The 22,988-nt window shown below is 67.9% G+C and carries 25 protein-coding genes and 1 pseudogene; 17 read left to right on the top strand and 9 right to left on the bottom strand.

The window, feature by feature from the left end:
- The first annotated feature begins 76 nt into the window (after nt 1-76).
- Complete coding sequence (locus ACWGJY_RS12210) at nt 77-1,318, top strand: MFS transporter (RefSeq protein WP_453260697.1); 1,242 nt, start codon at nt 77-79, stop codon at nt 1,316-1,318.
- A gap of 160 nt (nt 1,319-1,478) precedes the next feature.
- On the opposite strand, the gene ACWGJY_RS12215 is transcribed toward ACWGJY_RS12210, so the two are convergent.
- A complete protein-coding gene (locus ACWGJY_RS12215; protein ID WP_453260722.1) occupies nt 1,479-1,799 on the bottom strand; it encodes a GNAT family N-acetyltransferase in 321 nt (106 codons plus the stop codon).
- Between the two features lie 418 nt (nt 1,800-2,217).
- Between ACWGJY_RS12215 and ACWGJY_RS12220 the strand changes: the two genes are divergently transcribed.
- Nucleotides 2,218-2,538 carry a hypothetical protein gene (locus ACWGJY_RS12220; protein WP_453260724.1) on the top strand — a complete coding sequence of 107 codons (321 nt, stop codon included), beginning with the start codon at nt 2,218-2,220 and terminating at the stop codon, nt 2,536-2,538.
- On the opposite strand, the gene ACWGJY_RS12225 is transcribed toward ACWGJY_RS12220, so the two are convergent.
- On the bottom strand, nt 2,507-2,809 hold the full coding sequence (locus ACWGJY_RS12225; protein ID WP_453260698.1) for a hypothetical protein: 303 nt from the start codon (nt 2,807-2,809) through the stop codon (nt 2,507-2,509). The genes ACWGJY_RS12220 and ACWGJY_RS12225 overlap by 32 nt on opposite strands.
- On the opposite strand from ACWGJY_RS12225, the gene ACWGJY_RS12230 reads away from it, so the two are divergent.
- From ACWGJY_RS12230 to ACWGJY_RS12265, 8 genes are all read left to right on the top strand, one after another.
- Entirely contained in the window at nt 2,787-3,338 is a 552-nt protein-coding gene (locus ACWGJY_RS12230) for an NADPH-dependent FMN reductase (RefSeq protein ID WP_453260699.1), read from the top strand. The genes ACWGJY_RS12225 and ACWGJY_RS12230 overlap by 23 nt on opposite strands.
- Before the next feature lie 103 nt (nt 3,339-3,441).
- A complete protein-coding gene (locus ACWGJY_RS12235; RefSeq protein ID WP_453260700.1) occupies nt 3,442-4,092 on the top strand; it encodes a GTP cyclohydrolase II in 651 nt (216 codons plus the stop codon).
- Nucleotides 4,093-4,164: 72 nt separating this feature from the next.
- Complete coding sequence (locus ACWGJY_RS12240; protein ID WP_453260701.1) at nt 4,165-5,187, top strand: formylglycine-generating enzyme family protein; 1,023 nt, start codon at nt 4,165-4,167, stop codon at nt 5,185-5,187.
- On the top strand, nt 5,184-5,873 hold the full coding sequence (locus ACWGJY_RS12245) for a RibD family protein (protein ID WP_453260702.1): 690 nt from the start codon (nt 5,184-5,186) through the stop codon (nt 5,871-5,873). The genes ACWGJY_RS12240 and ACWGJY_RS12245 overlap by 4 nt, the downstream gene beginning before the upstream one ends.
- Nucleotides 5,870-6,421 (top strand): dCMP deaminase, encoded by a 552-nt coding sequence (locus ACWGJY_RS12250; RefSeq protein ID WP_453260703.1) that lies wholly within the window; start codon nt 5,870-5,872, stop codon nt 6,419-6,421. The genes ACWGJY_RS12245 and ACWGJY_RS12250 overlap by 4 nt, the downstream gene beginning before the upstream one ends.
- A gap of 50 nt (nt 6,422-6,471) precedes the next feature.
- Nucleotides 6,472-6,879, top strand: a complete 408-nt coding sequence (locus ACWGJY_RS12255) for a luciferase domain-containing protein (RefSeq protein ID WP_453260704.1) — start codon at nt 6,472-6,474, stop codon at nt 6,877-6,879.
- A 205-nt stretch (nt 6,880-7,084) separates the two neighbouring features.
- Nucleotides 7,085-7,273 (top strand): hypothetical protein, encoded by a 189-nt coding sequence (locus tag ACWGJY_RS12260; RefSeq protein ID WP_453260705.1) that lies wholly within the window; start codon nt 7,085-7,087, stop codon nt 7,271-7,273.
- A 42-nt stretch (nt 7,274-7,315) separates the two neighbouring features.
- Complete coding sequence (locus ACWGJY_RS12265) at nt 7,316-9,007, top strand: WD40 repeat domain-containing protein (RefSeq protein WP_453260706.1); 1,692 nt, start codon at nt 7,316-7,318, stop codon at nt 9,005-9,007.
- A gap of 158 nt (nt 9,008-9,165) precedes the next feature.
- Here the strand turns inward: ACWGJY_RS12265 and ACWGJY_RS12270 are convergent, their stop codons facing one another.
- Nucleotides 9,166-12,297 (bottom strand): BTAD domain-containing putative transcriptional regulator, encoded by a 3,132-nt coding sequence (locus ACWGJY_RS12270; RefSeq protein WP_453260707.1) that lies wholly within the window; start codon nt 12,295-12,297, stop codon nt 9,166-9,168.
- A gap of 1,364 nt (nt 12,298-13,661) precedes the next feature.
- Nucleotides 13,662-14,207 (bottom strand): helix-turn-helix domain-containing protein, encoded by a 546-nt coding sequence (locus ACWGJY_RS12275; RefSeq protein WP_453260708.1) that lies wholly within the window; start codon nt 14,205-14,207, stop codon nt 13,662-13,664.
- A 1,131-nt stretch (nt 14,208-15,338) separates the two neighbouring features.
- Between ACWGJY_RS12275 and ACWGJY_RS12280 the strand changes: the two genes are divergently transcribed.
- From ACWGJY_RS12280 to ACWGJY_RS12290, 3 genes are read left to right on the top strand one after another with little or no spacing between them, the layout of a single operon-like run.
- A complete protein-coding gene (locus ACWGJY_RS12280; protein WP_453260709.1) occupies nt 15,339-15,716 on the top strand; it encodes a hypothetical protein in 378 nt (125 codons plus the stop codon).
- Nucleotides 15,701-16,846: an MAB_1171c family putative transporter gene (locus tag ACWGJY_RS12285; protein WP_453260710.1), complete on the top strand. Its 1,146-nt coding sequence runs from the start codon at nt 15,701-15,703 to the stop codon at nt 16,844-16,846. Before ACWGJY_RS12280 ends, ACWGJY_RS12285 begins: the two co-directional genes overlap by 16 nt.
- A gap of 15 nt (nt 16,847-16,861) precedes the next feature.
- Nucleotides 16,862-17,194 (top strand): MTH1187 family thiamine-binding protein, encoded by a 333-nt coding sequence (locus tag ACWGJY_RS12290; protein ID WP_453260711.1) that lies wholly within the window; start codon nt 16,862-16,864, stop codon nt 17,192-17,194.
- 131 nt (nt 17,195-17,325) lie between these two features.
- Here the strand turns inward: ACWGJY_RS12290 and ACWGJY_RS12295 are convergent.
- Nucleotides 17,326-17,634 (bottom strand): annotated as a pseudogene (locus ACWGJY_RS12295) (IS30 family transposase); the annotation flags it as partial.
- Nucleotides 17,635-17,885: 251 nt separating this feature from the next.
- Here ACWGJY_RS12295 and ACWGJY_RS12300 point away from each other — a divergent pair.
- Together ACWGJY_RS12300 and ACWGJY_RS12305 are read left to right on the top strand one after the other, a co-directional pair.
- The gene (locus ACWGJY_RS12300) at nt 17,886-18,977 is read left to right on the top strand and encodes a protein kinase domain-containing protein (RefSeq protein WP_453260712.1); all 1,092 of its coding nucleotides are present in this window, start codon (nt 17,886-17,888) and stop codon (nt 18,975-18,977) included.
- Nucleotides 18,970-19,200: a hypothetical protein gene (locus tag ACWGJY_RS12305; protein WP_453260713.1), complete on the top strand. Its 231-nt coding sequence runs from the start codon at nt 18,970-18,972 to the stop codon at nt 19,198-19,200. The genes ACWGJY_RS12300 and ACWGJY_RS12305 overlap by 8 nt, the downstream gene beginning before the upstream one ends.
- Nucleotides 19,201-19,511: 311 nt before the next feature.
- On the opposite strand, the gene ACWGJY_RS12310 is transcribed toward ACWGJY_RS12305, so the two are convergent.
- The 4 genes from ACWGJY_RS12310 to ACWGJY_RS12325 all read right to left on the bottom strand — a co-directional run bounded on the left by ACWGJY_RS12310 (nt 19,512) and on the right by ACWGJY_RS12325 (nt 21,599).
- A complete protein-coding gene (locus ACWGJY_RS12310) occupies nt 19,512-19,910 on the bottom strand; it encodes a hypothetical protein (RefSeq protein WP_453260714.1) in 399 nt (132 codons plus the stop codon).
- Nucleotides 19,880-20,422, bottom strand: coding sequence for a hypothetical protein (locus ACWGJY_RS12315; protein ID WP_453260715.1), 543 nt, complete (start codon nt 20,420-20,422; stop codon nt 19,880-19,882). Before ACWGJY_RS12315 ends, ACWGJY_RS12310 begins: the two co-directional genes overlap by 31 nt.
- Nucleotides 20,355-20,993 (bottom strand): hypothetical protein, encoded by a 639-nt coding sequence (locus ACWGJY_RS12320; RefSeq protein WP_453260716.1) that lies wholly within the window; start codon nt 20,991-20,993, stop codon nt 20,355-20,357. Before ACWGJY_RS12320 ends, ACWGJY_RS12315 begins: the two co-directional genes overlap by 68 nt.
- Before the next feature lie 165 nt (nt 20,994-21,158).
- The gene (locus tag ACWGJY_RS12325) at nt 21,159-21,599 is read right to left on the bottom strand and encodes a DUF6415 family natural product biosynthesis protein (RefSeq protein ID WP_453260717.1); all 441 of its coding nucleotides are present in this window, start codon (nt 21,597-21,599) and stop codon (nt 21,159-21,161) included.
- A 79-nt stretch (nt 21,600-21,678) separates the two neighbouring features.
- Between ACWGJY_RS12325 and ACWGJY_RS12330 the strand changes: the two genes are divergently transcribed.
- Together ACWGJY_RS12330 and ACWGJY_RS12335 are read left to right on the top strand one after the other, a co-directional pair.
- Nucleotides 21,679-22,824: a helix-turn-helix transcriptional regulator gene (locus ACWGJY_RS12330; protein ID WP_453260718.1), complete on the top strand. Its 1,146-nt coding sequence runs from the start codon at nt 21,679-21,681 to the stop codon at nt 22,822-22,824.
- A 53-nt stretch (nt 22,825-22,877) separates the two neighbouring features.
- A partial coding sequence (locus ACWGJY_RS12335; RefSeq protein WP_453260723.1) for a transposase occupies nt 22,878-22,988 on the top strand: 111 nt, incomplete at its 3' end.

Raw genomic sequence — 22,988 nt, forward strand, 5'->3', positions numbered from 1 at the left:
AGACAGCCACAACCCACGATGTGAATCGAGTAGCACTTTGACTCCCACTGCGAAGTTCCCTGCCGGGGACAACCGGGTGGCGTCCTCGCCCGCGCAGACCCGCGCGTTCGCGGCCTTGCGCCAACGGGACTACCGGCGTTTCTTTCTCGGCCAGCTTGTCTCCAACACGGGGACGTGGACCCAGCTCGTGGCGCAGGACTGGCTGGTGCTCAGGCTCACCGGTCACACCTTCGATGTCGGCATCACTACGGCCCTGCAATTCCTGCCCGTCCTGGTCTTCAGCCTCGCGGGCGGAGCCGCCGCCGATCGCTGGTCAACCCGCCGGCTGCTCGTCGTCAGCCAGGTACTCCTGGGGCTGTTCGCTGCAGTACTGGCGGTGCTGGTGCTGACTGACACGGTGACGGTGTACCTCGTCTTCGTTTTGGCGCTGCTGACCGGATCGGTGCGGGCCTTCTCCGCTCCTGCCCTCCAGGGATTCGTCTCGGAGGTGACGGGCCCCGAGCTACTGCGCAACGCCGTCAGCCTCGGCGCGCTCAACTACCAGAGCGCTCGGCTGGTGGGCCCCTCCATCGCGGGTCTAGTCATCTCGGCGGTCGGCATCGGATGGGCCTTCGCCGTGAACGCGCTCTCGTACGCCGTGGTGGTGGGGACCCTGTTAGCAGTGCGCGCCGGTACGGGGCAGGCATCCTCCGCGCGGCGGGCGCCAGGTGGTGTGTGGGAGGGACTGCGTCACGTGCGGCAGCGGCCGGAACTGCTGTGGCCCATCACGTTGGTGGCCTGCGTGTGCACCTTCGGCTACAACTTCCCCACCCTGCTGGCTGGCTTCGCCGCCGGCCCGTTCCATGCAGATGCGCGGCAGTACGCCTTCATGACGGCGGCCCTCGGGGCCGGTGCCGTGGCAGGCGCGTTGATCACGGCACGCCTTAGCGACCGCGGGAAGTCCCGTCTGGTTGCCTACGCACTCTCCTTCGCGGTGGCGGAGGCACTGGCGGCGGTGGCCCCGGCGTATGCCGTGTTCCTCGTGCTGCTGGTCGCGCTGGGCTTGGTGAGTATCATCTTCAACACGACGGCCAACGCGACCGTGCAGGTGACGGTCGAGCCCGGTATGCGGGGACGCGTCATGGGGCTCTATTCGCTGGCCTTCTCGGGCGGCACCACGGTCGGCGGGCCCGTCGTTGGGTGGGCCGTCGACGCCTGGGGAGCGCGCCCCGCGATGGTGGTCTGTGCCGCCGTCACGCTGGCGGGCGCTGGGACGGTAGCCGTCTCCCGGGCGCGGGCCGGCGCGGCAGGCGACGGACAGGACGCGTCGCCTCACTGAAGCTCGGGGCCAGCTCGCCCTACATGCACATCGCCCGGCTTTTCCACGGCTTCGTTCACGTTCAGCAGCAGCGCTTGTCGATGAGTTTCGGTTCTGGCTCAAGTTTTGTGGTCGGCCTACGCTGAGTGACGGCTGAGCCTGGGAGCTGAAGGTCAAGTTGTCACTGCGTTGAGGCGCATGCGTATGTAGCTGGAGTGGCCTGGTCCCTGGCGCCGTTGTCCGTTTGGCGCCATCCATGCTGGAGGTAGAAGGCTTGAGCGCGGTGATTCCGATACCACGCCTCCACCTGCCCTATAGGCAGAGCTGCTTCGTGCAGGTACTGGATGAATGTCGCGTGTAGTTGGCTGCCGATTCTCTGTGCCCAGTGGGTTGGCAGGACGTGGATCTGATAGAGCTCGCCGACAGTTGCCGTGTCCGCCTCCGTGACAGAGGCGGCCCCATGGCTACGACGCCCGCCATTTCGCCGGTGTGAAGGGCACAGAGGGCCCTCTTGTCACCCGATTCAATGGAACGTGCTCATCTCCCTCGTCGATGCGCCGCCCCGTCAGCGGTATCGATGCCCGCCTCGGGCAGCCCGCCGGCTCGGTAGTAAGCGGTACGGGCTTGTGTGTGCACGTCAACGATCCTGTCCAGGTCGCTCAGTTCTGCTGGGCGTATCGATATGTTCGCCATGACCATGTACAACGCACTCACCGTGACGCACGGTTCTGAGTTCTTGCAAACTGACCGAGTTGCCTGCGACCGTCGGCGTGATTGCCTCTTCGCCACAAACAGCGATGGCCCCGCATCAGACACCTGCGACGCGGTAATGACTGTCAACCCAGTAGGACTCGCCTGCGAAGGAGTTGGAATCCGGCTCGGCCATACATCTGACGCCCGAGCATCTTGAACCATTTGACGTGGCCTTCGACGACGCCCGAGCTCCAGGGAAGCGTGAGGCCGGCGATGACGGCTTGGCGGTCGTGGTCGATGCCTGTGGCGAGGGTGTGGAGGCTGGGAAGGTCGTCTTGCCGAACGGCGTCGAGCCACTGCGGGAGCCGTTCGCCCTGGCGCTCGGTGAGCACCCGTGTCCGGTAAGGGCCTCTAATTCGGGGACCATCTTGAGACGCAAATGCTCGATTTCGGTGAGGGTTTCGGGGCGGCTGAGGATCCACTTGGAGGCCGCTCGGGGTGACGGTGTCTTTGCCGTCACCGGTTGCGGTGACATGCGCTTTTCCTGATGTAGGCGCTGACGATCCCGTAGGTGCCCTTGAAGCCGAGCGGCACGATCTCTTCCCATAGCTTCCAAGCGTTGGTGCAGCCCTCGTTCCAGCGGTCGTTCCGCGGGAACCGGCAGGGATCCGTGCGGGAGGTCCCTCGCGGATTCTGCTTCCCGGCCAGAAGGGCCGCCCGCACCGCGTCGACGACGCCGAGGAGCAGAATCGTGACCAGAATTGTCTTCTTGCCGGGGAGCGTACGCGCCGCGTCGGTGAACCGTGCCGTGCTCGCCACCCTGGAGGAGTGCCTCTCCCGCCGCCGGGGAAAGTTCGAGACCGCGTATCTCGACCCGGGCACCCTGCCCCACTTCGACCAGAACGTGGACGAGGACGAAACGGCGTTGCCCGAGGCCGTGACGGATGCACGAACGCTAGTGATTGCGGCTGACGCGCTCGTCATCAGCACGCCCTCGTACAACGGCGCGATGTCCGGGGTGCTCAAGAACGCGCTCGACTGGCTCTCGCGTCCCTGGGGGAACAGCTCGCTCACCAGCAGGCCGACAGCGATCGTCTCGGCCTCCCCCGGCCGGAGAGGAGGCGAGGAGGCCCAGCCGGGCCTGCGCGCCGTGCTGGAACGGGCCGGGGCGGTGATGATAGACCACCCAGTCGTCGCCATCGGGAACGCGACCCAGCGGGTGCACCCGCGCGGTCTGTTCACCGAACCCGCCGTCGTGGCCGCCCTCGACGGCATGACCGAGTCCATGCTGGCTGGCCTTGGCGTCCTGGCTCCTGCCGGGCATCCACACGCCGCCACCGGAGTCTGAAACGCAGGCCGATATGGGGCGGCATGTGTCCTGTCGCGGCACCGCGCACACGGGGCTGCTCCGGCGTCCCGGCCCACACGCACGCACACGAGGAGAACAAGCAATGGATGACGTCATAGGGATGCTCGACACGGACCGCACACCTCACGCGACCGTGCGCGCCGAAGTTGGCGTACCGCTCACCTTCGGCCACGGGGTGCCGCTGGACGCCAGGATGGTGACCTTCAACGGGCTGTCGGACGACAAGGAGCATTTGGCCCTGCGGCTCGGTCAACCGAAGGAGATGCCGCTGGTCAGGCTGCACTCGGAATGCCTGACGGGGGATCTGTTCGGCTCGGCGCGCTGTGATTGCGGGCAGCAGCTCAGCGAGGCCCTGCAGCTCATCGCGCGGCGCGGTGGCGTTCTTCTCTATCTGCGTCAGGAGGGCCGAGGTATCGGGCTTTACAACAAGCTCGACGCCTACCGGCTCCAGGACGGTGGCCTGGACACATACGAGGCGAACCGGGCGCTCGGGCTCGGCGACGACCCGCGTGACTACGCCTCGGCGGCGCAGATGCTCCGGGCCCTCGGTCACACCGAGGTCGATCTCCTGACCAACAACCCCGACAAGGTTGCGCAGTTGCGCGCGCTGGGCATCGGCGTCCGGACCATCATGCGCACGGGTGTCTTCCGCACCCGCCACAACTCCTCCTACTTGTCGGCCAAGGCCAGCAAGACGCTGCACACCATCGAGCTGGAAGAGCAGAGTGCCTGATGACGTACTGCTTGGCCACAGCGGCCTGCCACCCCACCGACCGTGCTCGTCCCGGATTCCGGCGGTGCGCCGATGTCTAAGTCCGCTCTCGTCACGAACCCGAACGACCTCGGCGAGCGGGAGGCCATGGGGTTGCCTGCGGCGTTCGTTGACCGGGTCGACCGTACGGAGCTCCAGGCGGAATGCGTCCGGCTGGCTGGCGACACACCGCGACAGCTTGCCGTGACGGCTGGCGATCCGGCATTGCCTCGCCTCACTCGGTTCGCCGCAGGAAGCCTGCTCGCCCTGCTGGGCGACCCGCGGATCGACGTGTGGTCACCCGAGATGGTGGACGTCCCGGGCGGGGCCGCCAGGATCGGGCTGGCCGCGGAGCAGGTCGACGAGGTCGTCGCGAAGTTCGCCGCCGTTGGCGTCGTCCGCGAGTGGATCGACAAGGAGGTGCCTGACCACTCGGTGGATCTGGCGCCGTTCCGCATGGCGCGTTATCCAGTGACGAACCTGGAATACCGTGTCTTCCTCCTCGAAAGTCCGAACACCCCTCCGCCGTCATCCTGGACGTTCGGCGCATACCCTGCCGAGCGTGCCAACCATCCGGTGTGGACCGTCGCGCCGGAGGACGCCGACGCCTATGCCTCCTGGCTCTCCGACAGGACGGGCCGGGCCTTCCGCCTTCCTACTGAGGCCGAGTGGGAGTACGCCGCTGCGGGCCCCGGGAGACGCACGTACCCGTGGGGCGACAGGATGGCGGAGGATCGTGCCAACACGGTCGAGTCTGGACTGATCACCACCACTCCCGTCGGTGTCCACCCGGCGGGTCGCGGCCCGTTCGGCACCGACGACATGGCGGGCAACGTCGAGGAGTACGTTGCCGACGACTACCGTCCGTACCCTGGTGGCAACGCGGTCGCAGACGACCTGCTCCGCGCGGGCTCCACCTACCGGGTGGCACGGGGCGGCAGCTTCACCCGGTACGCCGACCTCGCGCGCTGCCGGCGCCGTCACGGCTGGTACCACAAGCCGATGTATGCGATGGGGTTCAGGCTCGCCGAGACGCCCGCCGTCCCCGGCCCCATCGAGGGAACGGCCCGGCCATGACCGAACGGCCTTACACCATTCTGAGCTGTGCGTCCTCCCTGGACGGCCAGATCGACGGCACGGGACCCGAGCGCCTGGTGCTCTCCAGCAGAGCCGACCTGGACCGGGTGGACGCGGAACGCGCCAGGTGCGACGCCATCCTGATCGGAGCCGGGACCCTGCGCAGGGACGATCCGCGCCTGCGCGTCTCCGCCCGACGCGGGGCCGACCGGGCGGAACAAGGGCTTCCGGCCGATCCGCTCCCCGTCGTCCTGACCCTGAGCGGCGACTTGCCCGCAGACCGGGTCCTGTGGAACGGCTCCCGGCGGGCGCTGGTGTATTGTCCGCCCGCCGTCGCAGCCGGGCTGCGCGAGCGTGTGGGCGGCCTAGCGGAGGTCGCAGCGCTCGCTGGAGGCCCCGAACCAGCCGCTGTTTTGGCCGACTTGGGCGGACGCGGGGTTCGCAGGCTGTTCGTCGAGGGCGGCCAGCACATCCACACCGCCTTTCTCGCCGCGGGCGCGGCCGACGAAATCCAGTTGTCGATCGCGCCGCTGATCGTCGGGGAGGCGGAGGCTCCCCGCTTCGTCGGCAGCGGCGTCTTCCCCCAGGCCGGTCGGCGGATGCGGTTGCTGGAAACCCGTGTGCTGGACGATTCGGTCCTGCTGACCTACCGCTGCCACCGCGCCGGGGACCGGAGGGCGACATGATGGCCTACGACCGAGCCACGGCCTCGTGCACAGGGGGCGCGCTGCGTCCCGGCCGGGACGACGGTGCTCTGCTGGAGCAGGCCATCAAGCTGTCCCGGCGCTGTCCGCCCTCTGCCTCTGCCTACTCGGTGGGGGCGGTGTTGGTGGCCGCGGACGGCTCGGTGCTCTCCTCCGGCTTCTCTCGTCAGGACGGCTCGCGGGTCCACGCCGAAGAGGCGACACTGCGCACTCTTCCCCCCAGGACGGAGCCGCAGACCGCCACGCTGTACTGCTCGCTCGAACCGTGCAGCGAGCGGGCTTCGGCGCCGCATCCGTGCGCCGAGTTGGTCATCTCGGCGGGGATTGGGCGGGTCGTGATCGCCTGGCGGGAGCCCGAGTTGTTCGTCTCCCGCTGTAGCGGCCTCGAACGGCTCCGTGCGGCCGGGGTGGAAGTGAGGGAACTGCCCGACTACGCAGACCTGGCCCGACGGGCCAACAGCCATCTTCCCCTGGCCCCGGCGGGCACCGGGCACGCCGCATCCGCGCGACCCGGGGGCGGATCGGTGTGACGGCTGGGTCGTGGCCGCTGCCTCGGCGGGCAGGCCCACCCCCCTGCGTCGTGACGGGGCCTCCGGCGGAACAGCTCACCCAGAACGCCCCGGCCGACCAGCTCATCCTGCTCGAAAAGACGACTGCAGCCCTGCGCGGTGTGCGCAGCGGCGCCTCGTTCTTCTGCCCAGCCGGCAGTCGCGCCTTCCACCTGGACCACTGGCTCGCCCTCGGTCCGCCCCACATGTTCTTCGCCGGCACCGAGTTCGCCCATCTGCACCCGATATACGACGGCAGCGTGCACCTGTTCCTCTCGCCCGTCACCGCTTGGGACGTGCATGCCCGGGGCTGGGCCGCGCCGCCCGACCGTGACGGAGCGCTGCTCGTGTACGGCCCCCGGGACGAGGCAGAGACAGAGATCGTTCAGGAGCTGCTGCTGTGTGCCTACCGCTACGCGAGAGGAACACGGTATCCGTGACACGTCTCGTCCCCTTCGACGTGCTCCGCGGGACCGGCTTCCGGGCGGCCGGATGCCGGCGGGAACCGGGAGGGAGGAAGCGGGGAGGTCGTCCCGTGAAGCTCACTTCCGTCCCGAGCGGACGTCTCCCACACCCTCGGGCCGCCTGGTCTCTCTTCGCACTTCTTCGCCTTGTATTCGTATCTCTCCTTCTTGGCAGGTCATCATGCTCAAGCGTCTCCCCGTCACCGCCTTTGCCCTGCCCGCCCTGCTCACCGGCGCCTTCGCCGTGCAGAGTTCCGTTCAGAGAGTGCAGGTCCCGCACCACACCCGTTCCGTGCTGGCCACCGAACACGGTCCCACGGTCGTCACCCGCGAGGCAGAGCCCTCGGCCGACACCGTTCCGCTCACCTGACCTCCGCCTTCCGCCCTTCACCTCAACTTAGGAGTACGATCCGTGATCCGTCACCGCGGCCCCATCAGCGGCATCGCCGCCTACCAGGACACCTATGTGGCCACCGCTGGCTACGACAACCAGGTCATCCTCTGGAACGCCGCAGACAAGACCCCGGTCGCTCGCAGCACCCACGACCACCTCGCCAACCAGGTGGCCTTCAGCTCGGACGGCCGACACCTGCTGACCTCGTCCAGCGACTACACCGCCCGGCTGTGGTCCCTGCCCGAGCTACGGCTGCTGGCGGTGTTCTCCGACCATGAGGACGACGTGGAGATGTCGGTCTTCCACCCATCCGAGCCGCTGATCGCCACCGCGTCGCGCGACCACCGGGTCCGGGTCTACGGGCTGGACGGCAGCCTCAAGGCCGTCTTCGCGGGACACACCGCCGACGTGATCTCCGTGGAGTGGGCTAGTGGGAACCGACATGAGCTGGTCTCCTCCAGCGACGATGGCACCATCAAGCGGTGGTCCGTGGACACCGGCACGATGGTCGCCGACATCGACCTCGGCGGCGTGGAGACCGATACCGTCGCCCTGGCCACCGATGGCACGGTCTACGCGGGCAACGACGACGGGGAGATCATCGTCGTTGACGAACGGGGCACGATGACCCACCTGGCCCACGACGCCGGCATCAAGCGACTCGTCCTCAACGCTGCGCGCGGTCTGCTGGTCAGCCTCAGTTACGACCGCACCCTGCGAGTGTGGAACATCGCTGGCGGTCTGACCGAGGTGGCCTCGTCCACTCTGCCTAGCGCGGTGTGGCCGCGCTCGTGCGCCTTCCTCAACGACACCACGCTCGTCTTCGCAACCTTCGGCTCCTCCTACGCGACCTACAGCGTGGAGGACAGCGCTTGGGACGTCGGCGGCATCGAGCCGACGCCGGGGTTCAACGCGGTGCTGCCCTACCACGGGACAACCCTGACCATCGGAGACGCGGGAGTGCTGTGGCAGGACGGCGAGGAGCGGTCGCGCACCGGGAGCCTGTGTAACTTCCTCACGGAAGTTGGGCCCTTCGTGATCACGGGCGGTCAGATGGGCACGCTCTTCGACGCCTTCACTGGGGAGGTGTTGCACCAGCACAGGTCGCCGCTGAACTGCGGGGTGGCCTTCGAGCGTGACGGACGCCCCCACCTTGTCGTCGGCACCTACACGGGCGAGGGGCTGGTCTTCTCCGTTACGGACGAGGGCATGCTGCGCCACGAGGTGACGCTGCCGCTGCACCAGAACGCGGTCAAGGGTGTGGCGGTCTCGGGTGACTTGATCCTGTCCGTGTCCGCCGACGCAGAAGCCGCCTGGTTCTCCACCCACACCCTGAGCCCGTCTTGGCGTGTGCCCGCGGCCCACGACAAGATCGCCAACGGCTGCGCGGGGCTGGGCGATGGTGTCTTCGCCAGCGTCAGCCGGGACTTGCGCCTGCGGATCTGGTCCGGGACCGAGGCCGAGACGGTGGAGAGCCCACACGACCACTCCATCAAGAGCGTCGCGGCGTCCACCGACGGTCGGTTCGTAGCCACCGGTGGCTACAACGGAATGGTGGCCGTCTACGACCGAGTGAAGGCCGAATGGTCCGCGGTGCTGCGGCCGACGACGGCCGGCATCTCCTCGATCGTGTACGACGCCGACGGTGGGCGCTTCCTGTGCAGTTCCTACGATAGCGCGGTCCACGCCGTCCCCATGGAGTCCGCATGACACCGGCCGGCGCCCCGCAGCGCTGACCGGCACGGCCCGCGGCAGGCCGGGGCACTGCTGCCGGACGCCCTGGACATACGGCGTCCGGCAGCGGTGACCCGGCCTCCGGAGCCATGGCGAGAATGTGCACCCGACCGGTGGGGGCGGCTGACCCGCCATCAGGCCCGGGCGCCGGGTCGTGCCTCCGCCGGGACACCCATGACGTCGAAGAGCCGATCCGCCTCCGCCTTCTGGGTTGCCGCCTCCTCCACTCGACCCAAGGCCCGCAGCGCGTCGACGGAACTCGCCAGCGCCCGGGCGGTCTCGGGCCGCATCTCGACCGCCGCCGTCAGTGCATGGGCCCGGTAGTGGAACGCGAGCGCCGATTCTGCGTCCCCGCGCGCGAGATGGATCCGGCCGAGCAGGTTCTCCGCCATCGCCCGCCGGATCCGCGTCCCCTGTCCCTGTGCCAGTTCCAGGGCCCGCTCGGCGCACCGCTCCGCCTCCTCCGTACGGCCTGCGTCCAGCCGTACCTCACCGAGACAGAGAAGCGCGGCGGACTCCTTGGCCGGGGCCTGTACGGACTCGGCCAGGACTAGGGCACGATCGAGGCAGCGCACCGCCTCGTTGTCCTCGCCGCACCGAGCGTGGGCCTGGCCGAGTTCGGTCAGGACAGACGCCTCTACCATCCGGTCGCCGATGCGCCGGGCAAGCGCCACCGCCTCGACGCCCGTGGAGACGGCATCCGTGGTACGGCCGAGCGCGGTGAGCACCGCGCAGACGTTGCCCAGTGTCTCGGCCGCCTCGCGCTCGCTGCCGAGCCTGCGATGGAGGGCGAGCGCCGCGCGATAGGAATCCAGCGCGTCATGGAATCGGCCCAGACTCCAGCGCACGATCCCCAGCCTGCTCAGCGCCACTGCCTCCCGTTGCCGGTCACCGGCCTGGCCTGCCAGCTCAAGCGCTTCTTCCAGGGCGTCGGCGGCCGACGAGTATTCGTCGCACTGCCAGTGCGCCACGGCCAGGTTGGTCAGCGAGACGCACAGCAAGGCCCCGGAGCCCAGCTCTCGCGCGGCAGCCACTGTGAACTGCCCCGCCGTGCGGTAGTCGTCGTAGTAGGCCCGGCTGTACAGGTAAAAGGCAAAGCTGCGCGCGAGCACGGCGGTGTGGCGGTGGAGCCCGGCGTGGCGCCCCACCGCCAACACCGCGAGAAGTGCGGCGTGCTCGGTGTCGAACCATTCTTGGGCCTCTACCCGGTCCACGAAGGCGGGCAGCGTCGGCTGCGGCGGCACCGGCACTGTGAGGCCGTGCTCGTACCGGCCGGGAAACAGCACCTCGCAAGCGAGCTCCGCGGTGTGCATGTAATAGTGAAGAAGCCGTTCACAGGCCGTGTGCTGGGCCTCGGCACCGTTCTCGTCGTCCGGCGGGAGACTGAGTGCGAAACTGCGGACGAGATCGTGCAGGCCGTAGCTGTCCCAGGTCCGCTGCTCCAGTAGATGAGCGTCCAGCAGGTGTTCAAGTACCTCGTCGGTCTGTTCCGGCGCCTGCGCGAGCAGGGACGCCGCGCACAGCCGCGAGAAGCTAGGCCCGGGATGCCGGGCGAGGAGCCGGACGGCGGTGCGTAGCGGAGCGGGCATCGAGTCGTACGACAGCGCCAGTGCGATGCTGACGCTGTGCCCCCCCGAGCGCAGCTCCCGCATCCTGCGGCTCTCGTCCCGCAGCAAGGTGGCCATGTGCTGGATGCTCCACTCCGGGCGGCGGCCGAGCCTGGCCGCCGCGATGCGCAGGGCCAGCGGCAGCCTGCCGCACAGCCGGACCAGCTCGGCCATCGCCTCGGACTCCGCACCTGCCCGCTCGCCGCCCAGGGCACGCGTCATCAGTTCGGCGCAGTCGGCCTCTGGCAGCACCCCAAGCGTCAGCCAAGCGGCGCCGGCGAGTTCCACGAGCCGGACCCTGCTGGTCACCAGCACGAGGCAGCGGGGCGAGCCGGGTATCAGGTGCCGTACCTGCTCGGGGCTCACGGCGTTGTCCAAGACCAGCAGCAGCCGGCGTTGCGCAGTGATCGAGCGCCACAGTGCCACCCGGCCCTGCACCTCCTCGGGTACTTCCTCATCGGGCACCCCCATCACGCGTAACAGATGGCCGAGGACGTCGCTGCTCTCCCTGGGCGCGAAGCCGGGGGTATGGCCGCGCAGATCGACGTAGAGCTGCCCGTCCTCGTACTCTTCGGCGAGTTGGTGCGCCACCCGGACGACCAGCGCCGTCTTGCCCGACCCCCCCATGCCGTCCACGGTGATGATCCGGGTGCCGCCACCGGTGTCCGCGCGGATCAAGGCAAGCAGTCGCCGCAGCTCTTCCTTACGGCCGGTGAAATCGGCGATGCCGTACGGCAGCGTGCTCGGCGGGCAGTCGGGCGGGGCAAACCGCGGGGCCACCGCCGGGAGGGGAGGCTCGGCCGGGGCAGGCAGATCCAGCGCGGGGCTCTGTCGGAGGACGGCCTCGTGGAGCGCGACGAGCCGGGCGCCGGGCGCAATGCCCAGCTCGTCCGCGAGCAGGGTGCGGACAGTGGAGTACTCGTCCAGCGCCTCCGCCTGCCGGCCCGAACGGTAGAGCGCGAGGATGAGCTGGTGGCGCAGGGATTCCCGCAGCGGCTGTTCTTCGATCAAGGCCCGGATCTCCCCGACGAGAGAGGCGGACTCACCAAGTCGGGCCCGCAGTTCCAGGAACTTTTCGGCGGAACGCACCCGGAGTTCCGCCAGTTCGAGGGTGGCGCGCGCCATCATGGGGCCGCCCAGCCCCTGGAGGGCGGGCCCGCGCCACAGTCGCAGGGCCGCGCGGTACTCGGCCAGCGCGTTCTCCAGCAGCCCGGCCGCCTCAGCCTCACCGGCGCGGCGCAGCCGGATGGCGAAGAGGCCCGCATCCACCTGGTGTTCCTCGACATCGATCCGGTAGCCGCCGGCGGCGGTGACGATCAGATGGCTGCCTCCGGGGAGCCTGCCCCGCAGGGTGGACACGGCCTTACGGATCTGGTGCAGGGCCGTGTCCGGCGGGTCGTCGTCCCACACCATGGCCACCAGCCGGTGCACCGGGACCACGTGGCGGCGTTCCACCAGCAGGGCGCCGAGCACGCGCGCGGGCGTGACCTCGCTGGCCTGCACCGCGCGGTCGCCGGAGGTGATCTCCAGCGGCCCGAGGATCCCGAAGTACGTCTGCGTCGGCGCCGGGTGAACCATGCGATCGAGTGCGGTGGTCTCGCGCACAGGTGGATCCGTGTCTCCGCTCCGGGCCTCGGCCACGTTTATGTCAGCTCTCATGACATCCTCCCCCTGGTGCCGCCGCAGTGTGGCGCTGTGACGGCATTGAAAGAACCGTTTGACCCGATGAGGGAGTCCGACAGCCCAGCCACCAGCTCAGATCGCGGGCGCAGATGGCGGCGTACCCGGTGGCGGCACTCGTCTTGGCGGCCAGCACGATCGCGGCCAGCCGCACCGCATCGGCTTTGCCCCTGAGAGCGGGATCCCTCAGCAGAGCACTGACCGCGGTATACAAGCGGCATCGTATGCCGTGCCCGAGTTCCAGCGGATCGCCAACGCCTCGTTCGCGCGTCGGCTCCGCCTGAGCTTCTTCCCCACTGCGAGATAAAGTGGGCCTCGTCGGGTTCGCAGGGTGTCGAGCGGCCTTCACCGAGCGGCCCCCGTGCTGTTGGTCGCTGCGTTCTCCAAGTCTCGGCAATCAACAGGAAAAGGCAGTAAAGAGGGCGAAACGATACGGTCATCGGCGCGCTGGTAAACGGCGGCATGATGCTGCACCATAGATACACCTTCCGGGAAGCGGTAAGCGGAAAGGGCGAAGTCCCTGGCAGGGCTTCGGTTCGGTGAAAAACGACAGGTCCGGCCCAAGCGGTCGGATCCTCACTCGGCGGTGGAAGCCGAGTGGTGGCGTAGAGGCCGTAAGTGATCTGGTGTTGGCGCACCCGATCCACGGCCGGGCGGCATAAGTCCCAGAGTAAGGACGGTGCCGCCCACACGTCAGCTCAACATAAATACCTCCTGAGGTGAGGAGGACACTGCTCCGGTCGGTCTTGAGATACCGCTGCTTTTCTTCAGCGAGTAGCAGCGGCAAGCTGGGCCTTGTCGCACCGTTTCTCGTCGTCGGTCAGGGGAGCACTCGGCAGCTGAGGCCGCCCCGGGCCCACCAGTACCGCGAGCGCTACCCGCGGTTTGAGCAGGTTGGTGAGCGGGGCGAAGGCTTTCATCAACCTCGGCAAGGCGCGAGCGGGCGGATGGCTCGAGCCAGCTGGCGTCCTCGGGTGAACGGCCGCCACAGATACCGGCAAGCGTTACAAGCCGTCGCCCCTCTTCGATGGGCATGAGCGTAGCGGTCTGGCCGGGAGCCGGCTGGTGGACATCGGGCCGTACGTGGCCTACTAGATACGTCTCAGCGCCGCGCGGAACGTGGAAGGCGCAGCAGGGGTAGGCGAGACCCGAGTCCACCGCCTCCTCGTGCACTTCCGGCAGGCTCAGCGCGGAAAGCCAGTGGGACGCAGACGCTGTCAGCACCGTGAGATTCAGCTTAGGGTCCACCGCAGCCCATAGCCGCAACTGTTTCCTAGCCACAAGACTCCCCCGTCTCATCCGTCTTGCTGATCACGTGTTCCCCTGGCCCATGGGGCCTGAGCTCATGGCCGCGTGGGAGGGGCCGCGCCCTTCTCGCTTTGGAACAGCTGGTTCACGACGCCCAGCACAGCCATACGAGCCTCTGGTGAGAGCTGTCCAGCGCGCATCGCGATCTCTTTGACCCCGTGCTCCTCTTGGAGCCGACGCCAGAGCTCCGTGTCCGCATTCATCATCTCGGGCCGTGCGGCGACAGCGTCGGTGGCTGGCTTCCGTTCGGCACGGCCGTCTTCGAGAGTTCCCAGCCGGTGTTCGACCGTGAGGACGGAAGGGTCGTCGTCCGGCTTGAGGAAGTAGTCCACATGCTCGACCGCGAAGAGCTCAGCAAGGCTCTGCGCCTTCTCTACGGAGGGGACGGACTTCCCATTGCGTAGCTTGCGGATGTACTGGGCGCTCACTCCGACCTGTGCGGCAATTTCCGAGTCGGTGTAGCACTGCCGGCCCTCGGGGTGCACAAGGTCCACCAGACGTTGCAGACGACGCCCGAACAACTTGGCAGTATCAGTCCCTTGCGCGGGCGACGCTGCCGACTTCGGCCGATGGTTGGTCATAAAGGTAGATCGTAGGCGGCGGCATCCGCCTCTGTAATCAGAGTGGCAACAATAGTTTCGCCGACCGCATCTCAACCGTAGGCACTCAGCCATCTTCGGGCCGCTGGAACGAGCCTGCACTTTGGCCTCGGGGGTACGAGGGCGCCGCAGGCGCAGTTTGCAGGGTCGGTCACCCGCCTAGCTGGAGTCCATGGCAGCACAGGTCCGCTGTGCTGGCCGGACGGCAAGTTACTGGCCGATGCCGACTACCTCGCGTCATTGCGCACGGAACTAATCGGTGGCCGAGGGCACCATCAGGCCCTGCAGGCGATGCCGGGTGCCCCGATAAGGAGAGGAAGGCCGAAAAGGTTCAACGATTCGCGCCTGAAGCAACGGGTGAGGTGGTCACCGGTACGGTTCGCGTAGCACAGGCGGGGTGGCGGATACGCAGGTACGCCCGCGACCGCAACGCGGCGGGTTCTCGCTGCGCTCCGCTTCGCAGAGTGCCCGGACCCACGACGGTGATCAAGTGGCGGTGTCACGCACTTTGACGCTGGAGTCGCGCGGTTCATGTGCTCTGGCTGGCCTTCCTTCGATGACAGGAGAAGTTTCCAGCCAAGTGAGCGGGAGCTGTGGACGCTCGCCCGTGCCAAGGACACGTGGCCCCGAGCGTCGTGGACGGTGGAAGGCGCAGGTTCAAAACCGGCCAGTCTTGCGGCGTGGATCTGGTTGGTGATGACGGACGCGATCTACGATCGACGGTCGGTGGCGTTCAAAGGCCCACGCAGAAAAGGAGTTTGCGATGTTACTCAGCAACTTCTCCCACGGCTTCCGGCTCTGCCCCAGCGCCTCCCAGGCCCTTGCGGTGCCCCCGCCCCGTGCCTGTCACGTGCTCGGCATGGCAGCGGAGTTAGGTCTCCCGGCGACACCATGAAGGGACGCCGCTACCAGGTCCTGTGTCCTTCCGATCCAACAATCGCTGGAGAGCCGACCACGATGCGCTGGAGGAGATTGCGCCGTCGATGCCAGGGGGTGATTGACGGGCTTCCGATGCCCGCGCCCTTCTCCGCCCCGGAACTGTGCGCTCGGCTCGCCGTGGAGCGAGACCGTCCCCTGCGCCTAAGGCCGTTGCCCACACCGGTCGTCCCTGATATGCCGAGCGGTATCTGGCTGGCGACCGAGCACGAGGACTTCGTCCTGTATGACGGCCAGACCAGCCCCTTGCACCAGGAGCACATCATCCTGCACGAGATCGGACACCTGGTGTGTGGCCACCGGTCCATCGGTGGGGAACAGCAGCTGTACCGGCGGATCGATCTTGCGGACCCGGTCTCCATCCGGCATGCCCTGCCTCGCTCCCGCTACTCCGACGAGCAGGAACAGGAGGCGGAGATGATCGCCAGCTTGATCCTGGAGAGCGCCGACCGTCTTCCCTCCCCGACCCTGCTGTCGGGAATGCTGGGCGGGCTGGAATCCGCGATGGGGCTGCGCGGAGCCCGCCACCGAGGATCATCGTGCTCACAGGGCTAGAGGACACCGGAATCATCGCGCTGTGGGCGGTGGCCTTAGTACGGGCCCCGCAAGGCATCCGCAGCAGGGAGCAGCGCCCCTTGTGGTTCGCGATCATCATGATCGCACTGGCCATGTCGATGCATCTTGACCCAGTAACCGCGGTGCTGGCCCGCCTGGTCCCCAGCGCCCATTGGATCGATCTGACCACCCATCTGTTCAGCATCGTCGACGGCACCGCCGTGCTGTGGTTCATCCTGCAAGCAGCAGGGCGCCACCGGCGTACGGCTTTGGTGTTCGGCGCCGCTCTCGCGGTCATGATCGCGTTGGTGCTCCTCGACATCGGTGCTGCCCCGCATGCTCGCAACCAGATCGCTCCCTCGCCGAACACCCTCAGCGTCCCGGATGCCTACTGGTGGATCTTCTTCACCTTCCACCTGACCGCGGACACCACCTGCGGGCTGGTGTGCTGGCGGCACAGCCGTCAGGACAGCATCCCTCACTCTCTGCGGTACGGGTTGCGGCTGTTCGGCACTGGCATGCTGCTGGCCACTCTGTTATGGGTGCTCAAACTCGGCTACCTCGGCACCCGCTCAACAGTCTTCGCCCCGCTGTTCTCGCCCGTCACCGGCGCCGAGGCGCTTTTCATCGCAGCCGGTGTGGCATTGCCGTTCCTGATACAGATGCGGGACCTGTTGCGGTACCACAGGTCCCATCGCAGCCTGGCCCCGCTGTGGCGGGACCTGGTCGCCGCCGCTCCCGACGTCGTCCTCGCGCCAGGCAACCGCCTGCGTGCCGCAGCGATCCCGATCCAACTGCGCCTGTACCGCAGAGTGATCGAGATCAGGGACGCCATGATCGTACTGCGCAGCTATGTCACGCAGGCCACCGTCGACCAGGTACGCCGGCACATCATTGACCAGGCCGTCCCTGATCACTTGGCTGATACGCACATCACCGCCTGCTGGCTCACCGCGGCCCTGCACTCCCGGCGCACCGGCCAGGCCCCCATGGCCCAGTCGCTGAACCTTGCCGGGGGCGGAGCTCAGGACCTCTCCGAGGAAACCAGCTACCTACTGCGGATCGCCGCCGCCTACCGATCACCGATCGTCCACGAATACCGGGCCATGCTGTCCGGCCCGAATCACTAGAGGGGATTCACTGCTGTGCTCGTTGCTTTCGCCTTGACGCCCATGGGTGTGGAGGAAGTTGTCGCGGACTACATCGCGGAGGCGGTGAAGATTGTCCGTGAATCCGGACTCCCCAACCGCTCGGATTCCATGTACACCATGATCGAGGGTGAGTGGGACGAGGTCATGAGTGTCATCAAGCGCGCTACAGAAGCGGTCGCGCTCAAGGCGCCCCGTGTCCAGGTCAGTATCAAGGTCGACGTGTGGCCGAACATGCCTGATCCTCTCAACAACAAAATCGCTCTCCTCGAGGAGCGAATCTCGGAGACCGACGGTGATCGCCCCAGGCTGGTCATCGAGGGTATCTGAGGCTGCGGCTGCTGTTGGCGCTCCGACAGGCACACGGAGGGCGGCCGCCGCGGCGGCACGAGCGGGTTAGCCTCGATCATTCATGATGTCCCGTCAGCTTGGGCAATTCCAGGGGCCGTTGCAACACGTGATCACTGACATGTGGTGGCCAGCAGTTTAGACAGACGCTCGGCTGGGGTTTCCCGGTCGAGCGTCTTGCGTGGGCGGCTGTTGAGTTCGGCGGCGACGGTGTCGAAGTGTTCGCGGGTATGGCCGGACAGGCTACTGCCCTTCGGGAAGTACTGCCGCAGGAGGCCGTTCGTGTTCTCGGTCGAGCACGCTGCCAGGGGCTGCCGGGGTCGCAGAAGTAGACCGGCGCCTCCGTGGTGATGCTGAAGGCGTGATGAGCGGCCATTTCGGCCCTGGTCCCAGGGCGTCTGGCGACTGCGAGGAACCGGCAGGAGCCCCTCGGCAGATCATGAACGTCCGTGACTCCGCCCTATCAACGAGGGGCCTGTAGGCGTTCTCATAGCATCTGCGGCAGTCTCAACCAACCTGCAGGATCCCAATACAGACGTGCCTCAAGCTCTGAAACGCCCCTCAGAACCGTCTCAACGCACCAGCGGGATGGCAGGTCAGAGCCGCATGGCTACCGCAGCATCAGTGAGACCTCACACGCTGGGTGGCGGTGAGGTCGTCGGGCCGGGGGAAGGTGGGAGCGAGGCGGTTCGCACGTGCGGTCGCCGCGCTGCACCAGCCGAACCTCGTCACCGTGTACGACCTCGTGGAGGCGGACGGAGTGGTGTGGTACGTCATGCCACTCATCTCCGGTCCTTCTCTCGCCGAGTACCTGGCCGAGAACAGCCAGATGTCCGACGGGCGGGTGCGAGAGGTCGCGAAGGCGCTGCTTGACGCGCTGGCGGCACTGCACGAGGCCGGGTTCGTCCACGGGGATGTTCGACCCGCCAACATCCTTATGTCCGAGGGGGGATGGATGCTGTTGCCAGGCATCGGCGCCATGGTGCGGGACGATGCCTCCGACACCATCGAGCACGACGGGTTGATCGTCGACGGCGCGGACTACATCGCCCCCGAGAGGGTGCGTGGTGCGCCCCAGGAGCCGAGCAACGACCTGTTCTCGCTAGGAGCGATTCTCCACCAACTCGTCACAGGGCGCCCGCCATTTCACAGGGACGACGTCTGGGCGACGCTGGCAGCCGTGGTGAACGATGAGCCGCCGCCCCTCGGCGGCATCGGCGAACTCGGGCGGCTCATCGCGGGGCTGCTGGACAAGGCCCCTGAGCGACGGCTGACAGCGGCCCAGGCGCGGCTGGTGCTCCGCATTGGGAGACTGCAGCCGCCGGTGTCCGGGCCGACGGCGATGCAGTCGGCCGCGGCCGCGAGCAGCAACGCTGGCATCTCGAGTTCATTGTTGTTGTTCCTTTTGATGCTCACGGTGGTGTTGGCCTGGGCGGCGGCGCGGGCTTACGTTGCCGCAGGCGACGTGTCGGACTTCTTCGTCGCACTGCTGCCCTGGGCGTTGTTCGCCGTCGGGCTCGCTGTGCTCGCCGAACAAGTGCGGGTGGCGCTGACGCGGCGGCGCGCACGGGTGAGGAAACCGGTGCCCGTGTGGCGCTGGTACGCGAGGTCACTCGCGCCGCCCGCACGGTGGACCAACGAGGAGAGGGCCCGGCGCCGCGCCGCCGCCGAACGGGCCGTGGACGAGGTGCTGTTGACGGTCGACCGGCGGGTGGCATCCGCGTCGCCGAGCTCAGGTGCGGACAGGGGGACGACCGATGTCTGACCAGGACACACCGCCCGCCGGCGCACCCGCCCGGATGATGCCGTCATTCCCTGAGGCGGACGAGGCGCGAAAGTGGCAGGAGATCGACCCGGGCCACCTCGCTTGGCGGCGGAACCTCGTGGAACGCCAGCTGCACCGGGAGCGCCTTGACCAGTGGGTGGGGTACGGCTTCCGGCTGCTTGAGCACGTGATCGTGGTGGGGTTCGGCGTGGCCTTCGTCTAGCTGGGGTTCTATGCCGTAGACCACAAGGTGTCGGCGCAGGTCGTGCCCATGATCGGTGGGGGTGTGGCGGGGCTCGCGGGCGCAGTGCTTGCGGTGCGAAACCGGCGGGAGTGAACCGTCGCCCTGGGACGCCCTGGGACGCCCTGCATTCAGTCAGGACTGCTCCGGCCGGGGCCCGGGTTTTCCCGTTCCTGGCTGAGGCGGGGATGCGGAGTCGGTGAAGACCGGCATGCCGAGGTCGATCAACTACGGCCGGCCGTCGATGGAAGTGCGCTTGAGGCTGTTGAGCTTGGCCATCGCAGCATCGAGGCTCACTTGGAGTCCTTCGACTTCTCGAGCCAGCCGTTGGCGCGGGCCTCGCGGACGCGTTCGCGGAGGTTTTGGATGATCTCGATGAGTCGGGATCGCTGTTGTGGGCCGATCTGGAGGACCGGGCAGCGGATGCAGGCGTGCTCGTGCTTGCAGGGGGTTCCGTAGGGGCGCCCGCAGGTGCCCAGGGAGACCTTGCGGAGTTCGAAGTGCTGCTGGAAGTCCCGCCACTCCTGTGCGGTGGGCTCCCGGTACTCTTCGACGGGTCGTTCGGCCCGCCGGCGGTCGAGGAAGCCGCGGTAGGTCCGGATCAGGTCGTCCTGGAAGACCGCTAATGGTGGAGTCGGGTATTGGAACTGCCTGAATAGCTCTATAGCTGCGTGGTTGGGTTGCCCAGCCATGCGTTGATCATCCGTTTTGCGGTGTCGCTGACGTGCTGGTCACTCGTGTCGATGATTTCTGTGTCGGTCGAGTCCGACTGCCTCATCTGGTTGAGCTGCTGGAGCGTCCGGCGGAGCTGGTCGTTGGCGCCTGAGCCGATCTCTCGGCGGTAGATCCTGGCCTTGAGGGTGGGGAGGTCAGCGATCAGGCGGACGGGGGTGATGTCGGCGTTGGGGACAGCGTCGGAGATCCAGGGAAGTTCGCTGCTGAGGGTGGTGAACACGCCTGTGATGAGAAGGAGCGTGTGGCCGAGGGCTGCAAAGTTGGCCCAGAGTGCGGTGAGGTTGCGGCGGGCCAGCTCGCTGGGCTCCTGCCCTTCTGGTGGCCAGGGATGGACGCGGTCCAGTTCGTCAGAATCGATCAGAGCGTGGGAGATGTTCCGCTCGGCGAGCAGTCGAGCGATCTCATAGGCGGTTGAGGACTTGCCGACACCTGCGGGACCGCAGATCACCAGCACTTTGGTTGTGGGCATGGCCGGGATTGTGGCGGGGACGGCCTCCATCCACCAGGCATTTTCCTAGCGGCGACGGGCAATGTCGGCTGCGTAGGCGGCCCAGTCTCCGGCAGCCGGCTCGCTGCCACTTGACCGCGACGGTGATGTCGATGCCGAGGGTGCGGGCAAGGACCGCGGCGGGCAGCTCGGTGGCGAGCTGGAATAGCGCGGTTGAGCGGGCTTCCGCGAGCCGAATGCCGAGTTTGCGGAGCCGTTCGCCCATGGCCCAGGCACTGATCGGCCGGCCGGGCTGTCCCCCGGGGAAGAGCCAGGGTGACTCTGTCCGGGCGAGGACGGCGTGGCTGCGGCGTACCGCGACCTGCTGGAGGGCGAGTTCAGCGATGGGTGCGGGAAGCTCGACTGGGACGGCGCCGAGGCGGATGCGGACGGCTCCGTCCGTCTCCTCTACGTGGTCGACCGTGAGCCGCAAGATCGCGGCGGGCCACTGGGCGTAGAGGAGCAACAGCAGGCCGACGAGGCGGTCTTCGGGCTTGAGGGTGTCGTCGTTCAGGAGGCGGCGGGCGGTGGCCCAGCGGGCCTCGTCGTCCATGGCCTGGGGGGCCGTTCCATTTCACGGCCGGAAAGCTGAGGACACGGGCGATCCGCTGGGGGACGAGCTCCCAGAACACGGCATCCCGATCAGCGATGGGCTTCGAGATCCGCGAGGTTCGAGGTGTGGCTCAGGGGCCCAGGAAGCTCCGCGCTGAGCGGACAGTCACAGCGGTGGTCCTTCCAGGGAGGCGGTCCGGCATCCGGGCTCAATCCGGTCGAGGCGCTCGTAGAGGGCGCGTACGAGACGTGCCCGGTTCTTGGCGCAGGCGACGGTGTCTTTCGGTTGCGTCGACAGTCGGCGGCCCGCCTCGGCAAGCACGATTTCCGTGAGCGGCCGCATGCTGCTGTCCCTGGGCAGCCCCTGGCAGTGCCGACGCACGTCGTCGGCGACGGCCTGGGCGTGCCCCGTCAGCTGGAGGACGATCTGCTCCCAGTCCCTTGGCTCCAGGGCCTCCGGCGGTGTGGCGAGCACCGCGTGGGCCAGCGCCAGGTTCGCCTCGCGGTCGAGCGGCATGTGTTCGTCGAGGAGCCCTGGGGGGCTGTACAGGACGCTGTGGGACGTCGTGCAGCCGTTTTCGTCTGCTGCGTTCCGCGACTCGGCCATGGACGGAAGGTAAGGGCGGTATACCGAGAACAGTGCACACGATGCGTGTGCATCGTCATTTCCGCTCGTTGGAGCCCGTATGGACGCCTTAGATTTCGGCCGCCGCATTGCTTACTGGCGCGAGCGGCGCCGCATGACGCAGGCCGAGTTCGGCCGGCTGATGAATCGGTCGCGCCGTTGGGTGCAGGAGCTGGAAGCCGGTCGCCGGCAGGCGGATCCGCAGCTGTCGGTAATGACCACCGCCGCCCTGCGGCTGGGCATCTCCTTGGAGCGGCTGCTCTCGCCCGTCGGCGCCGAGTGCATCGACGAGAGCGAACTGGACGCCGTACGGAACGCGTTGCACCGCCATGACGTGATCACCGGCGCCGTCGATGACGCCGAGCCGGTCATAGTCGAGGCACTGCGCCGCGCGTTGACCTACGCCCGCAGCGGCTTCCAGGCCGGCCGCTTTGCCCAGCTGGGCGCTGCCATTCCCGCGCTGCTGGTGGACGCGACCCGCGCCGCCCACCAGCACCGTGGTGACGACCAGCTGCAGGCGTACCGGCTGCTGTCCCTGACGCTGGAGTTGGCCGAGGCTGCTGCCATCAAATGGGGCTGCAGCGAACTGGCCGTCGTGGCCGGCCACCGCGCGGTCGCGGCCGCCGAGTGCTGCGAGGACCCGGTCATCATGGCGAGCGCCGCGCGTCACCTGGGGGACGCGATGACCCACCACGGCCAGGCGGCCGCCGCCGCACAGTTCGTGCTGGCCGCCGCACACCGCCTGGAGGGCGAGCTGCTGCGCAGCGGCCCCGACGGCTACAGCGTGCTGGGGATGCTCTACCTCAAGGCAGCCATGGCGGCTGCGGCCGCCGCCGAGGCCGACGAGCGCAACCCCGCCCGGCATGCCCGCGCGGTTCCCGGCTACCTCGACGAGGCCGCCGAGCACGCCGCCCGCCTCGGCGGGGACGACAACCGGCTGTGGACATCGTTCGGTACGACGAGCTGCAGCTTGTACCGGGTCGCCGCGCACGTGCAGTTGGCCGAGGGCGCGGACGCCGTGGAGGTGACGGCGGGCATCCCCGCTCAGGCCCTCGACAATCGGCCGCGTGAGCGCAGAGCCCACTTGCTCGCCGATGTTGCCCGGGGTCAGACGCAGGCTGGGCAGCGCGAGGCGGCGGTGGACACACTGCTGGAGGCCGAGAGACTCGCACCCGAAGAGGTCCGGTGCAGGGGCGTTACCCCTTGATCGTGGACACCCTGATCATTGGATCGTGAGGATCCGAAGAACAGGAGTTCCCGTTGGGGACGTCGAAGTACTCGCTTGAGTTCCGGGCGGACGCCGTCGCGCTGTACCACGCCAGTCCGGGCGGGACGTATGCGTCGGTGGCCAAGGACCTGGGTGTCAACCAC

This window comes from Streptomyces sp. NPDC054765, assembly GCF_053612065.1.